Genomic DNA, 16,989 nt, shown 5'->3' on the forward strand with positions numbered 1-16,989 from the left:
AGGTGGTGAGTATGTTCCTGGCGCAATCAGAAGAACAGTCGGACATCAACAACATCATCGGCGGAATCGCACCCAACTGGGGCCCGTTCGCCGACCTTGGTCGCGAGGCCCGGACCATGGTGCAGGTGATCATGGCCCTGGCCATCCTGATCTGCATGGCGATCGCCATTTGGGGCGCCGCCAAGCAGCGCATCGGCTCCAGCGCACTCCGGGACTCGTTCAGTGCGGAGCAGGGCAAAGGGCTCATCGTCGCCGGCCTGACTGGCGTCTTCATCATCGGCTCGCTCGGCACGCTGTTCACGATCATCTACGGCATGGCCATCTAGCGGACGGGCGAGGAGAGCCACCGACCCATGTGGGGAGCCAGCCGCTGGCAGCGCCTGTCACGGGATGTGATGTTGGCCGCGCTCACCTCAGCAGTCGTCCTGGGCTGTTCAGTCGGCCCTGCCTCCAACCGCGTGGCTGACACGCCTCCATCGCTAGGGGGACCCGCTCCTACAGAAACTCCCGGCCACGAGGGCACAGAACCCCCAGCCGAACCCACAGGAGCCCCCTCCTCCCCTGCTGTGCCCCTCCCTGATCCTGCGGATGAAGAAGGGAGCGCATCGGTCGGGGACAGCCTGATCGAAGGGACCAGCAGTCTGAGCGACGTCTGTTGCACTGTCGCACTGCCTGACGGCAGTTTCCTGGTCGCCCACACAAACAGTTGGGCCATCGATCTCGTCAGCCCAGCGGGCGTTGTCACGAGTGCTGGTGCGGTGCAGGACTCATCTCTCGCCGGAGACGGCCTCGGCATCCTGGGCATGGCGGTGCATCCGAACGCAACGATGGATGACCTGGATGTCTACGTCTACCTCGCAAACGTTCCCAACAGCTGGGTCGCCAGCTACTCATACGACGCGGGGGCCCCTGAGGGGCAGCAGCTGATCGCTTCTGGAAACGTCCTGATACGCGACATTCCGCGAGCGAACGCTCACAATGGCGGAGCACTGGCGTTCGGCCCGGACGGAAACCTTTACGTTGGGACGGGAGACACAGGCCAGCCCGGCCTCGCTCAAGACCCGGCCTCGCTCGCCGGGAAGATCCTGCGACTGGAGCCAGACGGCGCCATCCCCTCGGGCAACCTTGACCCGAACTCCTACGTGTACGCCTCTGGCTTCACTGATGTCGAAGGCTTGACGTGGGATTCCCTCGAACGGCTCTGGGTCGCGGACTCAGGTGACGGGACTGGCACGGCGCCAGCCGAGGTCAACCGGATCGCCCCCGGTGGGGACTACACCGTCGAGGAGCCGGTCCTCAGCTGGTCGCCGGACGACCCCGACGCCCCTCAGCCCACCGGGCTCGCCTATGACGACGGCTCCCGTTCGCTCTGGATGACCTCGGGCACGGACGAGGGCGTCTGGCGTGTGCCGCTCGACGGGGAGGGCGGCGTCGTCGGGGGCGAGGGCGGGCCCGCGTTGCTCACCGCCGACGGGCTCGGGGTCGGGCAGGACGTCGTTCCTGGCCGGGGCGACGGGAGCCTCTACGTGCTCGACCAGACGAGCGGTCAGATCCTCGAACTCACCGTCACCTGACGGGCCCGGCCCCGGCCGACGGGAACTGCCGGGGTCAGAGCGGGTCGCGGCCGAAGAGCGCGGCGAACGCCGTCGGGCCCGTGTCCTCGAATCCACGCATTCCGGGCCGGAACTGCCACAGTCCCAGCCCGTCCCGCACGAACTCGCCGACCGTCGCGGCCGTGCACGTCGCGACGGCGGCGAAGTCGCCCTTCAGCAGCTCGGTGTACCCCTCGGCCACCCGGTACTCGGCGCCGCGCACGTCGCCGAAGGCCGTCGGCCCGCTGCGCTGCTGGATGGCCACGCCGACGACGACGCGGCCGTACTCGGGGGCCAGGCGGCCGAGTTCCAGCACCATGACCTCGTCGTAGCCGAAGCCCTGGCCCGTCCCGCTCTCGCGGGTGAGGGTGATGGTGCCGTCCGGGGAACGGCTGTCGTGGTGCACCAGGTAGGCCGGCGCGCCCTGCGGGTCGTCGGCGCGGAACGTCCCGGCGATGATGTCCAGATCGACCGGGGCATGCCCCATGGGACTGGCGTCCCACCTGAGTCCGACCTCGACCTTCTCGATTCCCTTGCTGGGAACGCTCACCGTCGTTTCCCCTCCCTGGGCGGCACCACGTGTGGTTCTCATGGTGTCACGCCGGCTGCCTGAGGGGGAGTCAGCTGGGCGAACGCGGTGGAGCGTGGTGGGGGCGTCCGGTCTGGCCGTCACGACCGAGCGGAGGGACGCCGCCACCACGCCTCTCGGTGGGAGCTCCACGTGAGCCGGTCAGTCGAGGTTCATCGAGAAGTTGTCACCTCCGACGTTGCCGTCGCCGTTGACGACGTTCCCGTCACCGCCGTGGTCGTGGTCGTCACAGTCGTCGTGGCAGTGGTCCTCGCAGTGGTCCTCGCAGTGGCCCCCGCAGTGGTCTCCGCGGTGATCCCCGCAGTGGCCCTTGTCGTGGTCCGGGGGACACGGACAGTCCGTGGGTGTCGGGGTGGGCGTCGGTGTCGGACCGTCCGTAGGCGTCGGACCGTCCGTAGGCGTCGGACCGTCCGTGGGCGTCGGACCGTCCGTGGGCGTGGGCTCCGACGTGGTCGGCGTCGGTGTCGGCCCGTCGTCCGTCTCGCACGCGAGCTCGGCGTCGAACGGGAAGTAGTGGATCTCGCCCGCGTTCACGGCCGGGGTGGTGTCCGTCGCCAGCGGGCCGGCGACGAGGGAGTTGACGATGATGTCGCCCTCGATGTTGGAGGCGGACAGGTCGGTCAGCAGCGCGCGGGGGGCAAAGATCGTCCCTTCGAGGGTGGGGCTTTCCTCGGTGATGGTGATGTCCGTCGCGTCGGCGAAGTTCCACAGGATGTACGGGGCCTGGTTCCCGCTCGCGCCGGCCATGTTGGGCGTCGTCCACTCGAAGACGCCGTCGGTGCCCGTGGTGTCGACGTCGATCAGCAGCGGGGTGTCCTCGCTCGGCTGGTTGACGAACGTCATGATGGCGATGTTGTTGAGCTGCTCCCCGGTCAGGCGCAGCACGTTCGTCTCGCCCGGGGTGAGCTCGACGAAGACGTTGGAGCCGGGTGGGATGTTGTCCTGGTCCGGCAGCGGGTCGCCCTCGGCGTCGAGGAGGACGACGTTCTCCTCGCACTCCGCCATCATGTCGGAGCGCTCGCGGTAGGTCTCGAACAGTGCCTCGAAGTCCATCAGGCCGGACTGGAAGACCGACTCGACCGGCTGCCGCGTGGTCTCCTCGATACGGGGCACCGATTCGTAGGGTTCGCCCTCGGGGACCTCGCGGGTGTTGACGCTCGCGCCGTTGCTGTCGGTGTTGAGCGCGTCGCTGCCGGCCGGGTCCCCGATCTTGACGTAGCCGTCCTGGAGGACCCGGAGAACGCCGGTCGGGCTGCTGCCGGCCCAGTCGACGGCGCCGCCGACGAGCAGGGCGGTCGGCTCGGTGTCGCCGGGCGCGACGAACGTGCCGGGGGTGATCAGGGCGACGTTGTATCCCTCGCCGAAGGTCAGGTCGCCGCCGATCGCGACCGGGCCCTCGGACTCGGTGCTGCCGAGGGTCGCGTCCTCCTCGGTGACCACGCCGAAGCCGTTGCTGCCCTCGACCGGGTTGCCGATCGTGGTGACCTGCAGGGGCACGGCCGCCACGCCGCTGGGGGCGGCGGCCAGGACGCCGGCGGCCAGCGCGCCCGCGGCGGCCACGGCGCTGGCGGCGAGGACAACGGTGCGCCTTCTGAGTCGCGTGGGTTCTTGGGGAGAATCCACGCATTGATGCGTATGTGTCATATGGGGGACGCTATGGACGCCGCGTGGACTCCGTCGGAGGCACGCCGCGCGGGGCGCCGCGAGCACCCGGACGGCGATCCCGGCTTGCGCCGACGCGGCCACACCGGCAACCCCGGCCACCCCGGCCACCTCCCCGGGGTGTGGGGTTCCGGGGGCGGCGGCGGGGGTGGCGGATTCGGCGCAGTGGCGGAGAGCCCGGACGGAAGGCCCGGAGCGACGCGATGCGACCACCGCATACGACTACTGACATATCGGATGGATCGCGCCCTCTCCCCGTGCTCGGCCGCCAAACCACCCGATCAGGCGACCTTTCGACCTCAACGCACGAGGCCCGCCACGCCCGCGTAGCCCTCGTCGCCGCCACCCCGCACGGACACACCGCCACCAACCGGTCGCCCGACACACTCCGTCGACATATGCCAGCCCCGATGATCTCCAGGGAATCCGCGGGTCAGACATGATCCAGGAACGGAAAAGCGGCCGTCGCGCACTCCGCGGTGTGCGCGACGGCCGTTCTTCGGTCCCCGAATCCCCGAACCGAGCGGAATGACTCCGCTTTTCAACGGGGTTTCGGTGGCAATTCGTCGGATGACTCGCTAAGCGCCTCGTGGAGACCTCAGCAGGGCTTCACCGACATGCTCAGCGTGGTGCCCGGCACCTGGGTCGAGTGCATCGCCATGACGCTGGGCTCGCCGGTGGACGAGCCGGGGTTGACACGCAGCTCCGTGTTGACGTTGAGGTTGACGTCACCGCCGCAGGGGGCCCAGATCTGGTCACCCTGGGGGATGGAGTCGCGGCGGTCCAGCGAGCCGTCGTACGGACCGCTGAAGTCGTGCGTGACGGTCGTGGTCCGGGACTGGCCCTGGAAGTAGTACTGCGCCTGCTGGAGCCCGGTCGCGCCCTGCGCCAACTCGGCGAAGCCCTGGTACTGCAGGCCCGTGATCGCGTAGGTGTAGCCGTCGGGGACGTCCACGTCGATGCTCAGGAAGCAGTTCTTACGCTGCTCGGTGACATCGGAGCCCTGGCCGGCCCACACGAGGTACTCGCTGTAGAGCACGTTGATCGACCTGCCGTCGGGAGTCGCGGCGACCCGCGCCGAGCCGGCCGGGCAACCGGAGCCGTTCACGCTGTCCAGCGAGACGGTGGCTCCGGGGGCACTCTCGGCAGGGGCGGTGTCCGCTGAGGCGACATGGGGGACGAGCAGCGCGCCGAATAACGCGGCCGCGGCACCTGCGGCAGCCAGAATGCGAGCCATGTCTGTTCTCCAATCAACAATGGGGGGGTGCGTCCCATGGAGACGGTGGGAGCGCTCCCACCTTAGAGATGTATGCGCCCGTGCGGAAGAGGTTGAGCCACACTCGTCTCGCCGATTCCATACGAGTGTGCGCATTTGAAGAAGTGAGTGAATCCGGGCGGCCGTTTGTCGCTCGTCATCGGTCCGCGGACGTCCGGGAGATACGGGACCACAGCCGGAAAACGGACAGCCGAAATCCCGGACAACGGCCGGCGCCGGCGGCCCTCGACGCGAGCCCGCCCCCGTCCGCCACCGCCCCCACCGTTCCGCCCCGGCCACCCGCCCCCGTCCGCCACCGCCCCCACCGTTCCGCCCCGGCCACCCGCCCCCGGCGCCGGCCGGCGCGCCCCGTTCCCGCCGCGCCGCGACGTCTCGACAAGCCGTGAAAAACCCTTGTCGAATGCCTTTTCACCCCATCAGGGGATTACCCACCGCAAGGCCGCGACGCCCGGCCATCACCTCCGTGTCCGTGCGGTGGAGCTTCGTGGCGCACGGGCCGGAGGACGGCAGTCCCGTGTCGGCGCGTCACTCGTTCGGGCGATTCCCCAGCGGGCCGGCATGAGCGCACCGTAGTAGGGCGATCACTCAAACGTATGCATCCATGCGTTCGACCCCGTGGAGGTGACGGGCGATGAGGACGGCCACGGGCAGCGGGCCTCCTGGCGGGAGGCGGAGCCTCTGGACCTCGGGTGACCGGCCCCCCGCCTGAGGACCGCGGCGCGCGGGTGCCGTGGTTCGTGGTCCTGCCGGACCGGGAGCCCGCCCGGTCCGTCGCCGCCCGGCTGGCCCCGTACGCCTGCCATCGGCTGCCGCATCCCTCGGGGCGCCCCTGGCTTCTGGGCTGCTGGGACAGCGGGGCGGTGTCCGTGGCCGTCTCCGACGGGCGGGGGCGCCGGGGCCGCGTCACCGTGCTCGGCACGCACGCGCTGACGGACACCGAGGTCGCCCGGCGGGTGGCCGCCCTGGTGCGGACGTCCGCGCGGGACGCCGAGTCGGTGGTCGCGGGCGCGGCGGGCAGCTTCCACCTCCTCGCCTCGGTCGACGGCGAGGTCTACGCACGCGGCACGGCCTGCGGTGACCGCCGGCTGTACCACGCGGAGGTGGACGGCGTGACGGTCGCGGCCGACCGGGCGCGCACGCTCGCGTGGCTGACGGGGGCCGCGCCGGAGCCGGCCCGGCTGGCGGCCCGTCTCCTCCCCGCGCCGCCCCATCCCCTGGACGTCGGCTCGGCCTGGCGGGGCGTCACGGCCGTGCCGCCCGGCGAGGCGCTCCGAATGCCCGGCTCGGCCGGGGGCGGCTCGGCCGGGGGTGACCCGACCGGTGCCGGGGGTGACACGGCCGGCGTCGGGGGTGGTTGCCACACCGTGGCGTGGTGGCGTCGCCCCGAGCCCGAGCTCCCGCTCGACGAGGCCGCGCTCGGGCTGCGGCGGGCGCTGCGCACGGCGGTGGGGCTGCGCGTCACGGCGGGCGGGACGGTCGCGGCGGACCTGTCGGGCGGGCTCGGCTCCACCTCCGTGAGCTTCCTGGCCGCCGAGGCCGGTGCCCGTCTGGTGGCGGCGACGCTGGACTGGTCGGCCGCGGGCAACGAGGACCGGCACTACGCGCGCGTGGCCGCCGCCAGCCTTCCCGGCCCGTTCACCCACCTCGTCCTGGACCCGCGCGACCTGCCGGCGCACTTCGCGGGCCTCGACGAGCGCCGCGAGCCGGGTGACGAGCCGACGGTCGCGCTGCGGGCCAGGTCGGCGCAGGCGGAGGTGGCGCGGCTGCTGCGCGCGCACGGCGCGGCTCACCGGCTGTCGGGGCACGGCGCGGACCGCGTCGTGACGCCGCCCCCCGGGTACGTGCACGGGCTGCTGCGGCGCCGTCCGGCGGTGGCGCTGCGGCACGCGGTCGCGCACCGGGCGCGGTCGCGTTGGTCGTGGGGCGAGACGGGCGGGGCGCTGCTCGGGGGGCGGTCGCTGGGGCGTTGGCTGACCGCGCAGGCGGACGGCGTGTCGGCCGCCTCCCCGCCCGCCGGAGCGGAGCGCGACGCCGTCGGAGGCGTCGGCCCCGTCGGCGCTGTCGGGGCCGGCGGCGAGCGGGTGACGGGGCCGTGGTGGGGCCACGGGTGGGGGCCGCGCGTCGCGTTGCCCCCGTGGGCCAGCCGGGAGGCGCGGGAGATGGTGGCGCTGTCGCTGTGTGAGGCCGCCGCCACGGCCCAGCCGCTGGGCGGGGGCGACCGAGGCGTTCACGCGTGGCTGCACCTGGTGCGCCAGGCGGGGCGGAGCGCGGGTCACCTCGCCGAGTGCGGCAGGGCGAGCGGCCTGCCGGTCCACTCCCCGTTCTGCGACGACGCGGTGGTCGCGGCGGCCCTGCGGGTCCGCCCGCACGAGGCGGGCCACCCGTCGCTGTTCAGGCCGCTGCTGATCGCGGCCATGCGCGGCGTCGTGCCCGACGCGCTCCTCGGCCGCGGCACCAGGGACCACAGCGGCGAGGAGTGGTACGCCGGCATGGCCGCGCACCGCCGCGAGCTGGCGGCTTGGGCCGCCGACTCGCGGCTGGCGGCCCTCGGGCTCGTCGAGCCGGACGCGTTGCGGCGGGCGGTGCTCGGCCCCGGGCTGCTGACGGGCGGCGTCGCCGCGCTGGAGGCCGCCCTCGGGGTCGAGGAGTGGCTGCGTGACCTCGACGCCCATCCCCATCCGCGCTATCTCCGGGAGCACACCCGTGACCACGATCCTGCGACTACGGCCTGACGTCGCCGCCTGCGACATGGACGACGACCCCGGCGGGGGTCCCGGCGCCAGAGCCCGGGGCGAGCCCGGAGGCGGCCGGGCGAGCGACGCGCGCGGCTCCGGCTCCGGCCCCGGCCCCGGCACGGGCACGGGCACGGGCACGGGCGGGATGGTGCTGCTCGACGAGCGCGCCGGCCGGTACTGGCAGTTGAACGCCACCGCCGCGCACATCCTGCGGCGACTGCTGGCGGGCGCCGACCGCGACGGGCTCGCGGACGAGCTCGCCGCCGGCCACGAGGGCGTCACCCGTGAGGCGGTCGCCGCCGACATCGACGCCCTGGTGGAACAGCTCACGAACGCGAGGCTGGCCGAGGTCGTGAGGGCCGAGGAATGAGCTGGTCCCCCCACAGGTCCGGCGCCGGAGGGCCGCCGCGCGGCGGGCTCGCCCGCCGGCTGTGGCGCGGGCTCCGGCTCCGGGCACGCACCCGGCTCGCGGTGGCGTCCGCCCGGCTCCTGACCCACCTGCCGTCGCGCCGCCTCCGGCGGGCCCGGCGCGTCCTGGCCGCGCTGCGGCGTGGCGCCTCCCCCGCCGGGCACGACGCGAAGCTCGCCGCCCCACGGGAGGGGGCGTCCGCCTCCACGTTCTGCTCGGGCAGGTACTGCCTGCGACGCTCCCGCGCCACGGCGCTGCTGTGCCGGCTGCGCGGCGCGTGGCCGACGTGGTGCACGAGAATCCGCGGGTCGCCGTTCTCGGCGCGCGCCGGGGTCGCGGCGGACGGCCGCCCCGTGGACGGGCCCGCCGGCACCGGCACGTATCGGCGTCGCGCGATCACCGTCGCGCCCGCGGCCAGCGCCCCGGCCCGCGGTCGGCGACGGGGCCGGCGGCGGGGTCGCCGGCATGGGTGGCGGCAGGGATGGCGGCAGGGGTGGCGGGGGATGAGACGGCGGGGGCCGCGCCGACACGCCCCGGGGCCCGAGCCCTGAACGTCCCCGAGCACGGACCGATCCCGAGCCCTGGCCCCTGTCCGGAAACGGGTCGGCTGACGGGCCAGGTGGCGGGTCGGGTGACGGGCCAGGCAACTGGAGCGCCCCGCCCTGTCGTCCTTCGGGCATGAGCTCCCCGTCCCCCGCCCCACCCGACGGCCTCCCCGTGCGGATCCTGTGCTTCACGGAGGGCTGCCGTGGCGTCCGCGTCGGCGACCGCACGGCGTGCCTGGCTCACCTCGACGAGATCGACCTGATGCTCTACCTGGACACGCTCGGCCCCGGCTCGGACGTCGACCACCACGGGACGACGTTCACGCCCGAGCTGCTCGACCGGCTCCTCGGCGCCCTGCTCGACCCCGACACCGGGCTCCACACCTTCGGCGCCGCGGACTTCGGCGAGGCGCGCTTCGCGGGCCCGGCCTCGTTCGAGAGCGCCGGCTTCGGCGGCGCCGCCGTGTTCACGGGGGCCGCCTTCGAGGGCGAGGCGGCGTTCCGGCGGACACGGTTCGACAGCGAGACGTGGTTCGGCCGGGCCACCTTCGCGGGGGCGGCCCGGTTCGGTGGCGCGAGCTTCCGTGCCGGCGCCGACTTCACGGAGGCGGAGTTCGAGGGCGAGGCGCGGTTCGAGCGGGCCGACTTCACCGGTCCGGGTGTCTTCGTGCGGGCGGGCTTCGCGCGGGCCGCGCTGTTCCGCAACGCGCTCTTCCACACCGTCGTCTCCTTCGCGGAGGCCCGGTTCGAGACGGCGCCGGAGCTCGGGCCGCTCGCGTGCGCCGGCACGGTGAACCTGAACGCGGCGGTCTTCGGCGCGCCGGTGACGGTGGACGTGACGGCCGCGAAGGCCCGCCTTGAGCGCACCCAGTGGAGGTCCACGGCCGCGCTGCGGCTGAACTGCGACGACGTGGACCTCTCCGGGGCGGTGATGGAGTTCCCCGTCACCATGACCGCGAGCAGCGCCCCGTTCCTCGGCCCCGCGACCATCCGCAGGCCACAGGCCGCGCTGCGGGTCACGAGCCTGCGCGACGTGGACGCGGCCCACCTCTCGCTGATCGACGCGGACCTGACGCGCTGCCGCTTCGCGGGCACCGTGCACCTGGACCAGATCCGGCTGGAGGGGCGGACGGTCTTCGCGCGGCCGCCCGACCGTTGGCGACGGCGCGGGCCGCTGCCGACGCGCTGGTCCAAGCGGCGCACCCTCGCCGAGGAGCACCACTGGCGGGCCGTCGTCGAGGGCGGGACGTCTCCCTCGTGGACGCCGGGGCCCACCCACCCGGCCCCGCCGCCCGGCCCCGAGACCGTCGCGGCGCTCTACCGGCAGCTGCGGAAGGCGCTGGAGGACGGCAAGAACGAGCCGGGCGCGGCCGACTTCTACTACGGCGAGTGCGAGATGCGGCGCCACGACGTGAGCGGGACGCCGCGCGCCGAGCGCTGGCTGCTGGCCGCGTACTGGGCCGTGTCCGGGTACGGGCTGCGCGCCTCCCGCGCCCTCGCCTGGCTGCTGGCGGCCATGACGGTCACGGTCCTCGCGATGATGCTCTGGGGTCTGCCGGCCGAGGAGCCGAAGCCCACGACGCGCGGCCGACAGGTCGAGGCGGGCCAGGAGCTGGTGCTGACCAACGACACCCCCGACCCGACGAACCCCTCGGGCCCGCTCGCGGAGCGGCTCACCAGCGAACGCTTCGAGAAGTCGCTGCGCGTCGTCATCAACAGCACGGTGTTCCGCTCCTCGGGTCAGGACCTCACGACCGCCGGCACCTACGTCGAGATGGCCTCCCGCCTCAGCGAGCCCGTCCTGCTCGGCCTCGCCGCGTTCGCCGTGCGAGCCCGCGTCAAGCGCTGATACGGGGCGGCGTTGCTAGCGTCCGGGCGCGTGGACGCCGACGACAGCGCAGCAGGCCAGGGCACCGTGCACGTGGGGAACGCCGCCGAGGACGGGGCGGCGGACCGGGGCTGGCTGCTCGGGCACTTCAAGGACGTGCCGGACCTGCGCCGCGACACGGCCGTCGAGATCAAGTGGAGCGTCCACCCGCCCGGCGACGAGCGGGCGCGGTGGGTCACGGGCGAGCGGCGCACGACGTTCCTCGTCCTGGTCAGCGGCCGGTTCCGCGTGGAACTGCCGGGTCGCGACGTGCTGCTGACGCGGCAGGGCGACTACGTCGTCTGGGGTCCGGGCGTCGACCATCGCTGGCGGGCGGAGGAGGCGTCGGTCGTCCTCACCGCCCGCTGGCCCTCGACCCCCGACGGCTACGCGGCGGGCTGACGGGCCGCAGCCCACCGGGCCCGGGCCCGGTGGGTCAGGGGCGACGGGTCAGGGGCGACGGGTGAGGCCCGCCAGCTTGTCGGGGTTGACCTGGAGACGCAGGCTCGTGATGCGACCCTCGACGATCTCGTAGGTGAAGGCGCCGGTGAGCCGGGAGCCGATGTACACGAGGATGCCGAGTTCGCCGTTGATCACGGCGGGCTCCAGTCGGGTCCCCGCGTACTCGGGCTTGTTCAGGCCGCTGATGCCGAAGCGGGCGACACGGTCCGCGCCGTGGACCGGGCGGCGCGCCGCGGTGACCTTCCCGCCACCGTCGGACCAGAAGGTCACGTCCGGGGCCAGGACCTCCATCATCGCGGCGAGGTCACCGCCCTCACAGGCCGCGATGAAGCGCGCCGTGACCCGTTCGCGCTCCGCCGCGTTGGTGGCGAAGCGGGGGCGGCGTGCCTCGACGTGGGAACGGGCGCGGTGGGCGATCTGGCGGACCGTCGGCTCGGGCCGCCCGAGGATGTCGGCGATCTCGGCGTGGGCGTAGCCGAAGACCTCGCGGAGCAGGAAGACGGCGCGCTCGACCGGGCCGAGGGTCTCCAGCACCACCAGCATCGCGTACGAGACCTCCTCGGCGACCTCCGTCGCCTCCTGCGCCGTGTCGGGCGCGGTCAGCAGCGGCTCGGGCAGCCACGGGCCGACGTAGGTCTCGCGGGTCGCGCGGGCCGAGGTCAGGCGGTTCAACGACAGGTTCGTCACCGTGCGGACCAGGTAGGCCTTCGGGTGGCGGACGGTGGAGCGGTCCACCGCGTTCCAGGCGAGCCAGGCGTCCTGGAGCACGTCCTCGGCGTCGGCGACGCTGCCGAGCATGCGGTAGGCCGTGGCGAACAGGAGCCGACGGTGTTCGGTGTACGGGTCCTGCGCCGCGTCGGCGTCCTGGGCGTGCGGTGGGGTGGTCTCCGGCATGTTCCGATCATCTCTCGCGGGCGGCGCGGGCGCCGTGGGGAACGGAACACGAGAGGGTCACACCCTGCCGCACGCGGTGGGGCGCGGGCTCCCTCACCGTGCTGGAGTACGCGGCGGGGCCGGCCGTCCACGAGCCGCGGACGGCGGCGGACGGCGGCGGACGGCGGCGGGCGTGACGGGCGTGACGGGCGTGGCGCGGGATCCCCGGGTGGTCGCCGCGCCGCTGACCCCGCTCGGCAGCCACCCGGGGTGTTCGACGGGGCGCGGCGCCACGCCCCGTCGACGACCCGGACCGGACACGACCCGGACCGGACTCGGCTCAGACCGTGTCGAGGGCGTCGACGGCGTTGAGGTCGTAGCGCCCTTTCAGGTGGCGCCAGAAGTCGCGCGCCATCCACGTGTCGAAGCCGGTGACCTCGCTCGCCGTACCGGCCTTCATCAGGAAGCCGTCGACGCCGGTCGGCGTCCAGTCGTAGAAGTCGTCCAGGCCCAGCGTGTGCCCCATCTCGTGGAGCAGGATGTGGATGTTCTCCTGCCCCAGCGCCCCGAGGAGGTACTCGGTGCCGATGCGCTGGCCCCAGTCGCCGCCGTGGCCGCCGCCGAAGCCGTCGGTGAGCCAGAGCGACTGGTCGTAGTGGCGGGCCTCCCCGCCGGGGCACTGGGAGTAGTCGCCGTCCTGGTGGAAGAAGCGGCCGCACTCGGGGGCGCACTGCGGGGCGCCGCCGCCGTCGAGCAGACCGATGTAGCGGTCCACGGCGTCGTCGCTCCACTGGAGCTGACCGTCGCCGCGCGCGGCCCAGCCGACGACCTCCACCGGCACCTCGTCGTAGGGGAAGCCGTCGAAGCCGCGCAGGCCGTCGAACCACCTGGCCCACTGCTCCTCAAGCACCTGCTCGACGCGGTCGCGCGTCTCGGCGGTGACGGTGCGGGAGGAGTCCCAGCGGACGCAGTACGTGAACGTGCCGTCGTTGGCGACGAGCTGGTCCCAGCCGTAGTTCGGGAAGCCGAGCAGGTCGGGGTAGGTCTCCTCCATGTGCGCCCAGACCTCGTCGAGCCCCTGGGCGTACTCGGCCGGTGGGTTCCACGCCTGCTGGGCGGCGGTCGCGGGCGCGGTGGCGAACGAGACGGCCACGGCGGTGCCGAGGCCGAAGACCAGCACGGGCAGCCGAAGGGCTCTCCGCGCGGTGCGCGCGGTGCGCTTCGTGGGGGACGTCATGGCGGCTCCTGGGGGTGGGGTTGAGTGGGGGGTGGAGCGCGGTCGAGCGTGGGGGTGGGGGACGCGCGGCGGCGTGCCCTGCCGCGCGTCCCTAGGTCGCCGCCCACCCGGCGGGAGGTTGCCGCCGCCGTACCTCCCGGCTACGCGTCCCACAGCTCCGCGCTGCGGGACGCCACGAGCCGGCCGACGCGGTCCAGGACCCCGCCCGCCGGCCGCGCCGGCAGGCGCCGCCCGTCCCGCAGGCGCAGCGCGACGAGGTCGGCTCCGGCGGCGGCCTCCCGGTGGCCGATGACCGCGTGGTACGGCACGAGGCGTTCGGCCCTGATCCGGGCGCCGAGGGTGCCCTCCTCCGGGCCGGCCAGGCGGGCCCGCAGGCCGAGGGAGACGCAGCGTTCGACGAGGCGTGCGGCGTGCGGGAGCTCGTCGTCGGTGACGGGCAGGGCGACGAGTTGGGTGGGCGCGAGCCAGGCCGGGAAGGCGCCGGCATGGGTCTCGACGAGGTGGGCGACGGCCCGTTCGACGCTGCCGATGACGCTGCGGTGCACCATCACGGGGCGGTGCCTCGCCCCGTCGGGGCCCACGTACGCGAGGCCGAAGCGCGCGGGCTGGTGGAAGTCCACCTGCACGGTGGAGAGGGTGGTCTCGCGGCCCGCGGGATCGGTGACCTGCACGTCGATCTTGGGGCCGTAGAACGCCGCCTCGCCCTCCTCCGCCTCGTACGGGAGGCCGGCGCGGTCGAGGACCTCGGTGAGGAGGTCGGCGGCACGCCGCCACATCGCGGGGTCGGCGACGTACTTCCCGGCCTCGCCGCCCGCCTCGCCGCCCGCCTCCGCTCCCGCTGCCGCGGGCTCGGAGGCGGCGGCGGAGGCGAGGGAGAGGCGGTAGCGGGTGGCGCGGATGCCGAGGTCGGCGTAGGCGGCACGGATCAGGTCGAGCGCGGCCCGGGCCTCGTCGGCGACCTGCTCCAGGGTGCAGAAGACGTGCGCGTCGTTGAGCTGGATGGCGCGCACCCGGGTCAGGCCGCCGAGGACGCCGGAGAGTTCGGCGCGGTACATGCCGCCGAGTTCCGCCATCCGCAGGGGCAGCTCGCGGTGGCTGCGGGAGCGGGAGCGGAAGATCAGGGCGTGGTGGGGGCACAGGCTCGGGCGGAGCACCAGCTCCTCGGCTGACGCGCCGGCGCCGGCGTCGGCGCCGGCGTCGGCGTCGGCCTCGGAGTCGCCGGCCGCCGCCTGTCCGCCGCCGAGCCGCATCGGCGGGTACATGTCGTCGCGGTAGTGGGACCAGTGGCCCGAGATCTCGTAGAGCTCGCGCTTGGCGAGCACGGGCGAGTACACGTGCTGGTAGCCGGCGCGGCGCTCGGCCTCCCTGATGTACTCCTCCAGGGTGTGGCGCACGGCCGCGCCGTCGGGCAGCCAGTACGGCAGGCCCGCGCCGATGAGCGGATCGGAGTCGAAGAGGTCCAGCTCGCGGCCGAGCCGGCGGTGGTCGACCGGACGGGCGGGGCGAGCGGACTGCGCGGAGTGGGACGAGTGGGCGGTCATCAGTGTCTCCTCGGGTGGGCGAGGCGAGTGACCGCGTGGACGACGAAGCCCCGGGGCACTCGCCCCGGGGCTTCGTCTGAACTGGATCAGGCTGTCAGCGCGCCGCCGGGACTCACCGGCGTCGTCGTCTCGACGGGGATGACGAAGATCACGTCCACACGCTGCATATCGTTAACGTTAGCAGGCAACCACGCGAGCGACCGCGGCGTTCTACCGGTCAGCCCCCGCCCACGGGGCACGTCAGGGAACTCTCCACGGGGGATCACACTTGTCCTCGGCCTCCTCCTCGGCCTCGTCCGCGTCACCGTCCGCGCCGTCCGCGCCGTCCGCGCCGTCCGTGCCACCCGCGGCAGCCGCGCCCGCCGCCGCGACGCGCCGCCACTTCCTTCGTCACTGCGCCGCGTTGGTCGGCGCCGTCGGAGCGGGAATGGGGGTGGCCGCGCTGTCCTCACAGACCACGTCGGTCCCCGCCCCGCGCGAGGCCCGCGCCGTCACCGACGCCCAGCGCGCGGGCTCCGGCGCCCGCACCGGAGCCGGAACGCCGCGCCGCCCGCCCAACATCGTGCTGATCACCGCGGACGACCTCGGCTACGGCGAGCTCGGCTGCTACGGGCAGCGGCTCATCCACACCCCGCACCTCGACCAGCTCGCGGCCGAGGGGATGCGCTTCTCGCAGGCGTACTCGGCGGCGCCCGTCTGCGCGCCCTCCCGCGCGGCGCTGATGACCGGCCTGCACGTGGGGCACGGGACGGTGCGGCACAACCCGTCCGACGGGATACAGGCCGGCTTCGCCGCGAGCGACACCACCTTCGCCTCGCTGCTGCGCGGCCACGGGTACCGCACGGCGTGCGTCGGGAAGTGGGGCTTCGGCCCCGAGACGGCCGCGCAGCCGTCGCACCCGAACGCGCAGGGCTTCGACGACTTCTTCGGGTACATCGCGCACGGCCACGCCCACGAGTACTACCCGGAGTACCTGTGGGAGAACGGCGACGCCGTCCCCGTGCCCCGGGGTGGCTACGCGGTCGACCTGTTCGAGCGGCGGACGCTGTCGTTCCTGCGCGAACGCGCCACGCGCTCACGGCGACACGGCGAGCCGTTCGCGCTGATGCTCTCGCCGAACCTCCCCCACGCCCCGAACGTCGTCCCGCCGTCGGGCACGGCGTACTCCTCCTACGCCGCCCTGCGGGGCTGGAGCGAGCCCGACGTGGCGCACGCCGCGCAGGTGACGCGGCTGGACGCGCTGGTGGGCACGGTGGTGCGGGAGCTGCGGCGGCTGGAGCTGGCCGAGGACACGCTGGTGCTCTTCACCAGCGACAACGGCCCGCACGAGGAGGGCGGGACGAACCCGGACCACTTCGACGCCAACGGCCCGCTGCGCGGGTACAAGCGCAACCTCTACGAGGGCGGCATCCGGGTGCCGCTGATCGCGTGGCGCCCAGGGGCGGTGCCGGCGGGCTCGGTGTGCGGACGCGTCACGTCCCTGACGGACGTGTTCCCGACCGTCGCGGAGCTCGCGGGGGCCGGGGCGGCGGTGCCGAGGGGGATCGACGGGCTGTCGATCGCCGCGCTGCTCGGCGGCGGCGCGACGGCCGCGGAGGCCGGCGGCGGTGCCGGGGCGGGCACGGGCGCCGGGACGGGGACGGCCCGTCAGACCGGCGAGGCGCGGACGTCCCAGGGATCCGGAGGGCAGCCCGTCGGGCCGGTGCGGGACCACGAGTACCTGTTCTGGCACCGCAACAGCAGGAGCGCGACGCCACGCGCCGACGCCGAGGACCGTGGCCGGTGCGCCCAGCTGGCGGAGGCGGTGCGGCGCGGCGACTGGAAGGCGGTGCGCTTCGCGCCGGGACGGGATCTCGCCGCGCCCGACGCGGCGTGGGACGTCGAGCTCTACGACCTGGCCGTGGACCCGGGCGAGACGCGGAACGTGGCGCGGACCCACCCGGAGGTGGTGGCGGAGCTGACGGCCCTGATGCGCGCGGCGTGGTCGGAGCCGGCGCCGCCGACGGGCGTGGGCCAGGGGCCCGGCACGGAGCGGCCTGGGCCCGGCACGGGTCAGGGACCGGGCACGGGACAGGGCACGGACCCGGGAGAGGGGCCCGGCGCGGTCCAGGGCACGGGCCAGGGCACGGGGCGCGAGCCGGCGACGGCCTGAGCGCGACCGCCGCCGGCGGGTGGTGCGGGCCGCGCCCGACGGGCTCAGC

Annotated in this window: 14 protein-coding genes; 8 read left to right on the plus strand and 6 right to left on the minus strand. The window is 74.1% G+C overall.

Annotated elements, in window-relative coordinates; translation table 11 throughout:
* Positions 1 to 11: 11 nt before the first annotated feature.
* Positions 12 to 326 (plus strand): hypothetical protein, encoded by a 315-nt coding sequence (locus tag ACTWP5_RS04045; protein WP_443219283.1) that lies wholly within the window; start codon positions 12 to 14, stop codon positions 324 to 326.
* A gap of 69 nt (positions 327 to 395) precedes the next feature.
* Positions 396 to 1,574, plus strand: a complete 1,179-nt coding sequence (locus tag ACTWP5_RS04050; RefSeq protein WP_443219346.1) for a PQQ-dependent sugar dehydrogenase — start codon at positions 396 to 398, stop codon at positions 1,572 to 1,574.
* A gap of 34 nt (positions 1,575 to 1,608) precedes the next feature.
* On the opposite strand, the gene ACTWP5_RS04055 is transcribed toward ACTWP5_RS04050, so the two are convergent.
* From ACTWP5_RS04055 to ACTWP5_RS04065, 3 genes are all read right to left on the minus strand, one after another.
* Positions 1,609 to 2,184: a TerD family protein gene (locus ACTWP5_RS04055; RefSeq protein ID WP_443219284.1), complete on the minus strand. Its 576-nt coding sequence runs from the start codon at positions 2,182 to 2,184 to the stop codon at positions 1,609 to 1,611.
* A 138-nt stretch (positions 2,185 to 2,322) separates the two neighbouring features.
* Positions 2,323 to 3,804: a collagen-binding domain-containing protein gene (locus ACTWP5_RS04060; RefSeq protein ID WP_443219285.1), complete on the minus strand. Its 1,482-nt coding sequence runs from the start codon at positions 3,802 to 3,804 to the stop codon at positions 2,323 to 2,325.
* A gap of 637 nt (positions 3,805 to 4,441) precedes the next feature.
* Complete coding sequence (locus ACTWP5_RS04065) at positions 4,442 to 5,215, minus strand: DUF4360 domain-containing protein (RefSeq protein WP_443219286.1); 774 nt, start codon at positions 5,213 to 5,215, stop codon at positions 4,442 to 4,444.
* A 593-nt stretch (positions 5,216 to 5,808) separates the two neighbouring features.
* Here ACTWP5_RS04065 and ACTWP5_RS04070 point away from each other — a divergent pair.
* The 5 genes from ACTWP5_RS04070 (at position 5,809) to ACTWP5_RS04090 (ending at position 11,077) form a co-directional block, all read left to right on the plus strand.
* Positions 5,809 to 7,851 carry an asparagine synthase-related protein gene (locus tag ACTWP5_RS04070; RefSeq protein WP_443219287.1) on the plus strand — a complete coding sequence of 681 codons (2,043 nt, stop codon included), beginning with the start codon at positions 5,809 to 5,811 and terminating at the stop codon, positions 7,849 to 7,851.
* Positions 7,823 to 8,224, plus strand: coding sequence for a lasso peptide biosynthesis PqqD family chaperone (locus tag ACTWP5_RS04075; protein ID WP_443219288.1), 402 nt, complete (start codon positions 7,823 to 7,825; stop codon positions 8,222 to 8,224). The genes ACTWP5_RS04070 and ACTWP5_RS04075 overlap by 29 nt, the downstream gene beginning before the upstream one ends.
* Entirely contained in the window at positions 8,221 to 8,814 is a 594-nt protein-coding gene (locus ACTWP5_RS04080) for a lasso peptide biosynthesis B2 protein (RefSeq protein ID WP_443219289.1), read from the plus strand. Before ACTWP5_RS04075 ends, ACTWP5_RS04080 begins: the two co-directional genes overlap by 4 nt.
* A gap of 127 nt (positions 8,815 to 8,941) precedes the next feature.
* Positions 8,942 to 10,657, plus strand: a complete 1,716-nt coding sequence (locus ACTWP5_RS04085; protein ID WP_443219290.1) for a pentapeptide repeat-containing protein — start codon at positions 8,942 to 8,944, stop codon at positions 10,655 to 10,657.
* A 30-nt stretch (positions 10,658 to 10,687) separates the two neighbouring features.
* Entirely contained in the window at positions 10,688 to 11,077 is a 390-nt protein-coding gene (locus ACTWP5_RS04090) for a signal peptidase I (RefSeq protein ID WP_443219291.1), read from the plus strand.
* Between the two features lie 48 nt (positions 11,078 to 11,125).
* Here ACTWP5_RS04090 and ACTWP5_RS04095 read toward each other — a convergent pair whose 3' ends face one another.
* The 3 genes from ACTWP5_RS04095 to ACTWP5_RS04105 form a co-directional block, all read right to left on the minus strand.
* Entirely contained in the window at positions 11,126 to 12,031 is a 906-nt protein-coding gene (locus ACTWP5_RS04095) for an RNA polymerase sigma-70 factor (RefSeq protein WP_443219292.1), read from the minus strand.
* Between the two features lie 319 nt (positions 12,032 to 12,350).
* Positions 12,351 to 13,247 carry a hypothetical protein gene (locus tag ACTWP5_RS04100; RefSeq protein ID WP_443219293.1) on the minus strand — a complete coding sequence of 299 codons (897 nt, stop codon included), beginning with the start codon at positions 13,245 to 13,247 and terminating at the stop codon, positions 12,351 to 12,353.
* A 140-nt stretch (positions 13,248 to 13,387) separates the two neighbouring features.
* The gene (locus ACTWP5_RS04105) at positions 13,388 to 14,788 is read right to left on the minus strand and encodes an aminoacyl--tRNA ligase-related protein (RefSeq protein ID WP_443219294.1); all 1,401 of its coding nucleotides are present in this window, start codon (positions 14,786 to 14,788) and stop codon (positions 13,388 to 13,390) included.
* 337 nt (positions 14,789 to 15,125) lie between these two features.
* Here ACTWP5_RS04105 and ACTWP5_RS04110 point away from each other — a divergent pair, with 337 nt between their 5' ends.
* On the plus strand, positions 15,126 to 16,940 hold the full coding sequence (locus ACTWP5_RS04110; RefSeq protein ID WP_443219295.1) for an arylsulfatase: 1,815 nt from the start codon (positions 15,126 to 15,128) through the stop codon (positions 16,938 to 16,940).
* The last annotated feature ends 49 nt before the right edge of the window (positions 16,941 to 16,989 follow it).

It is taken from the genome of Streptomyces sp. 4N509B (genome assembly GCF_052245655.1).
Taxonomy (GTDB): domain Bacteria; phylum Actinomycetota; class Actinomycetes; order Streptomycetales; family Streptomycetaceae; genus Streptomyces.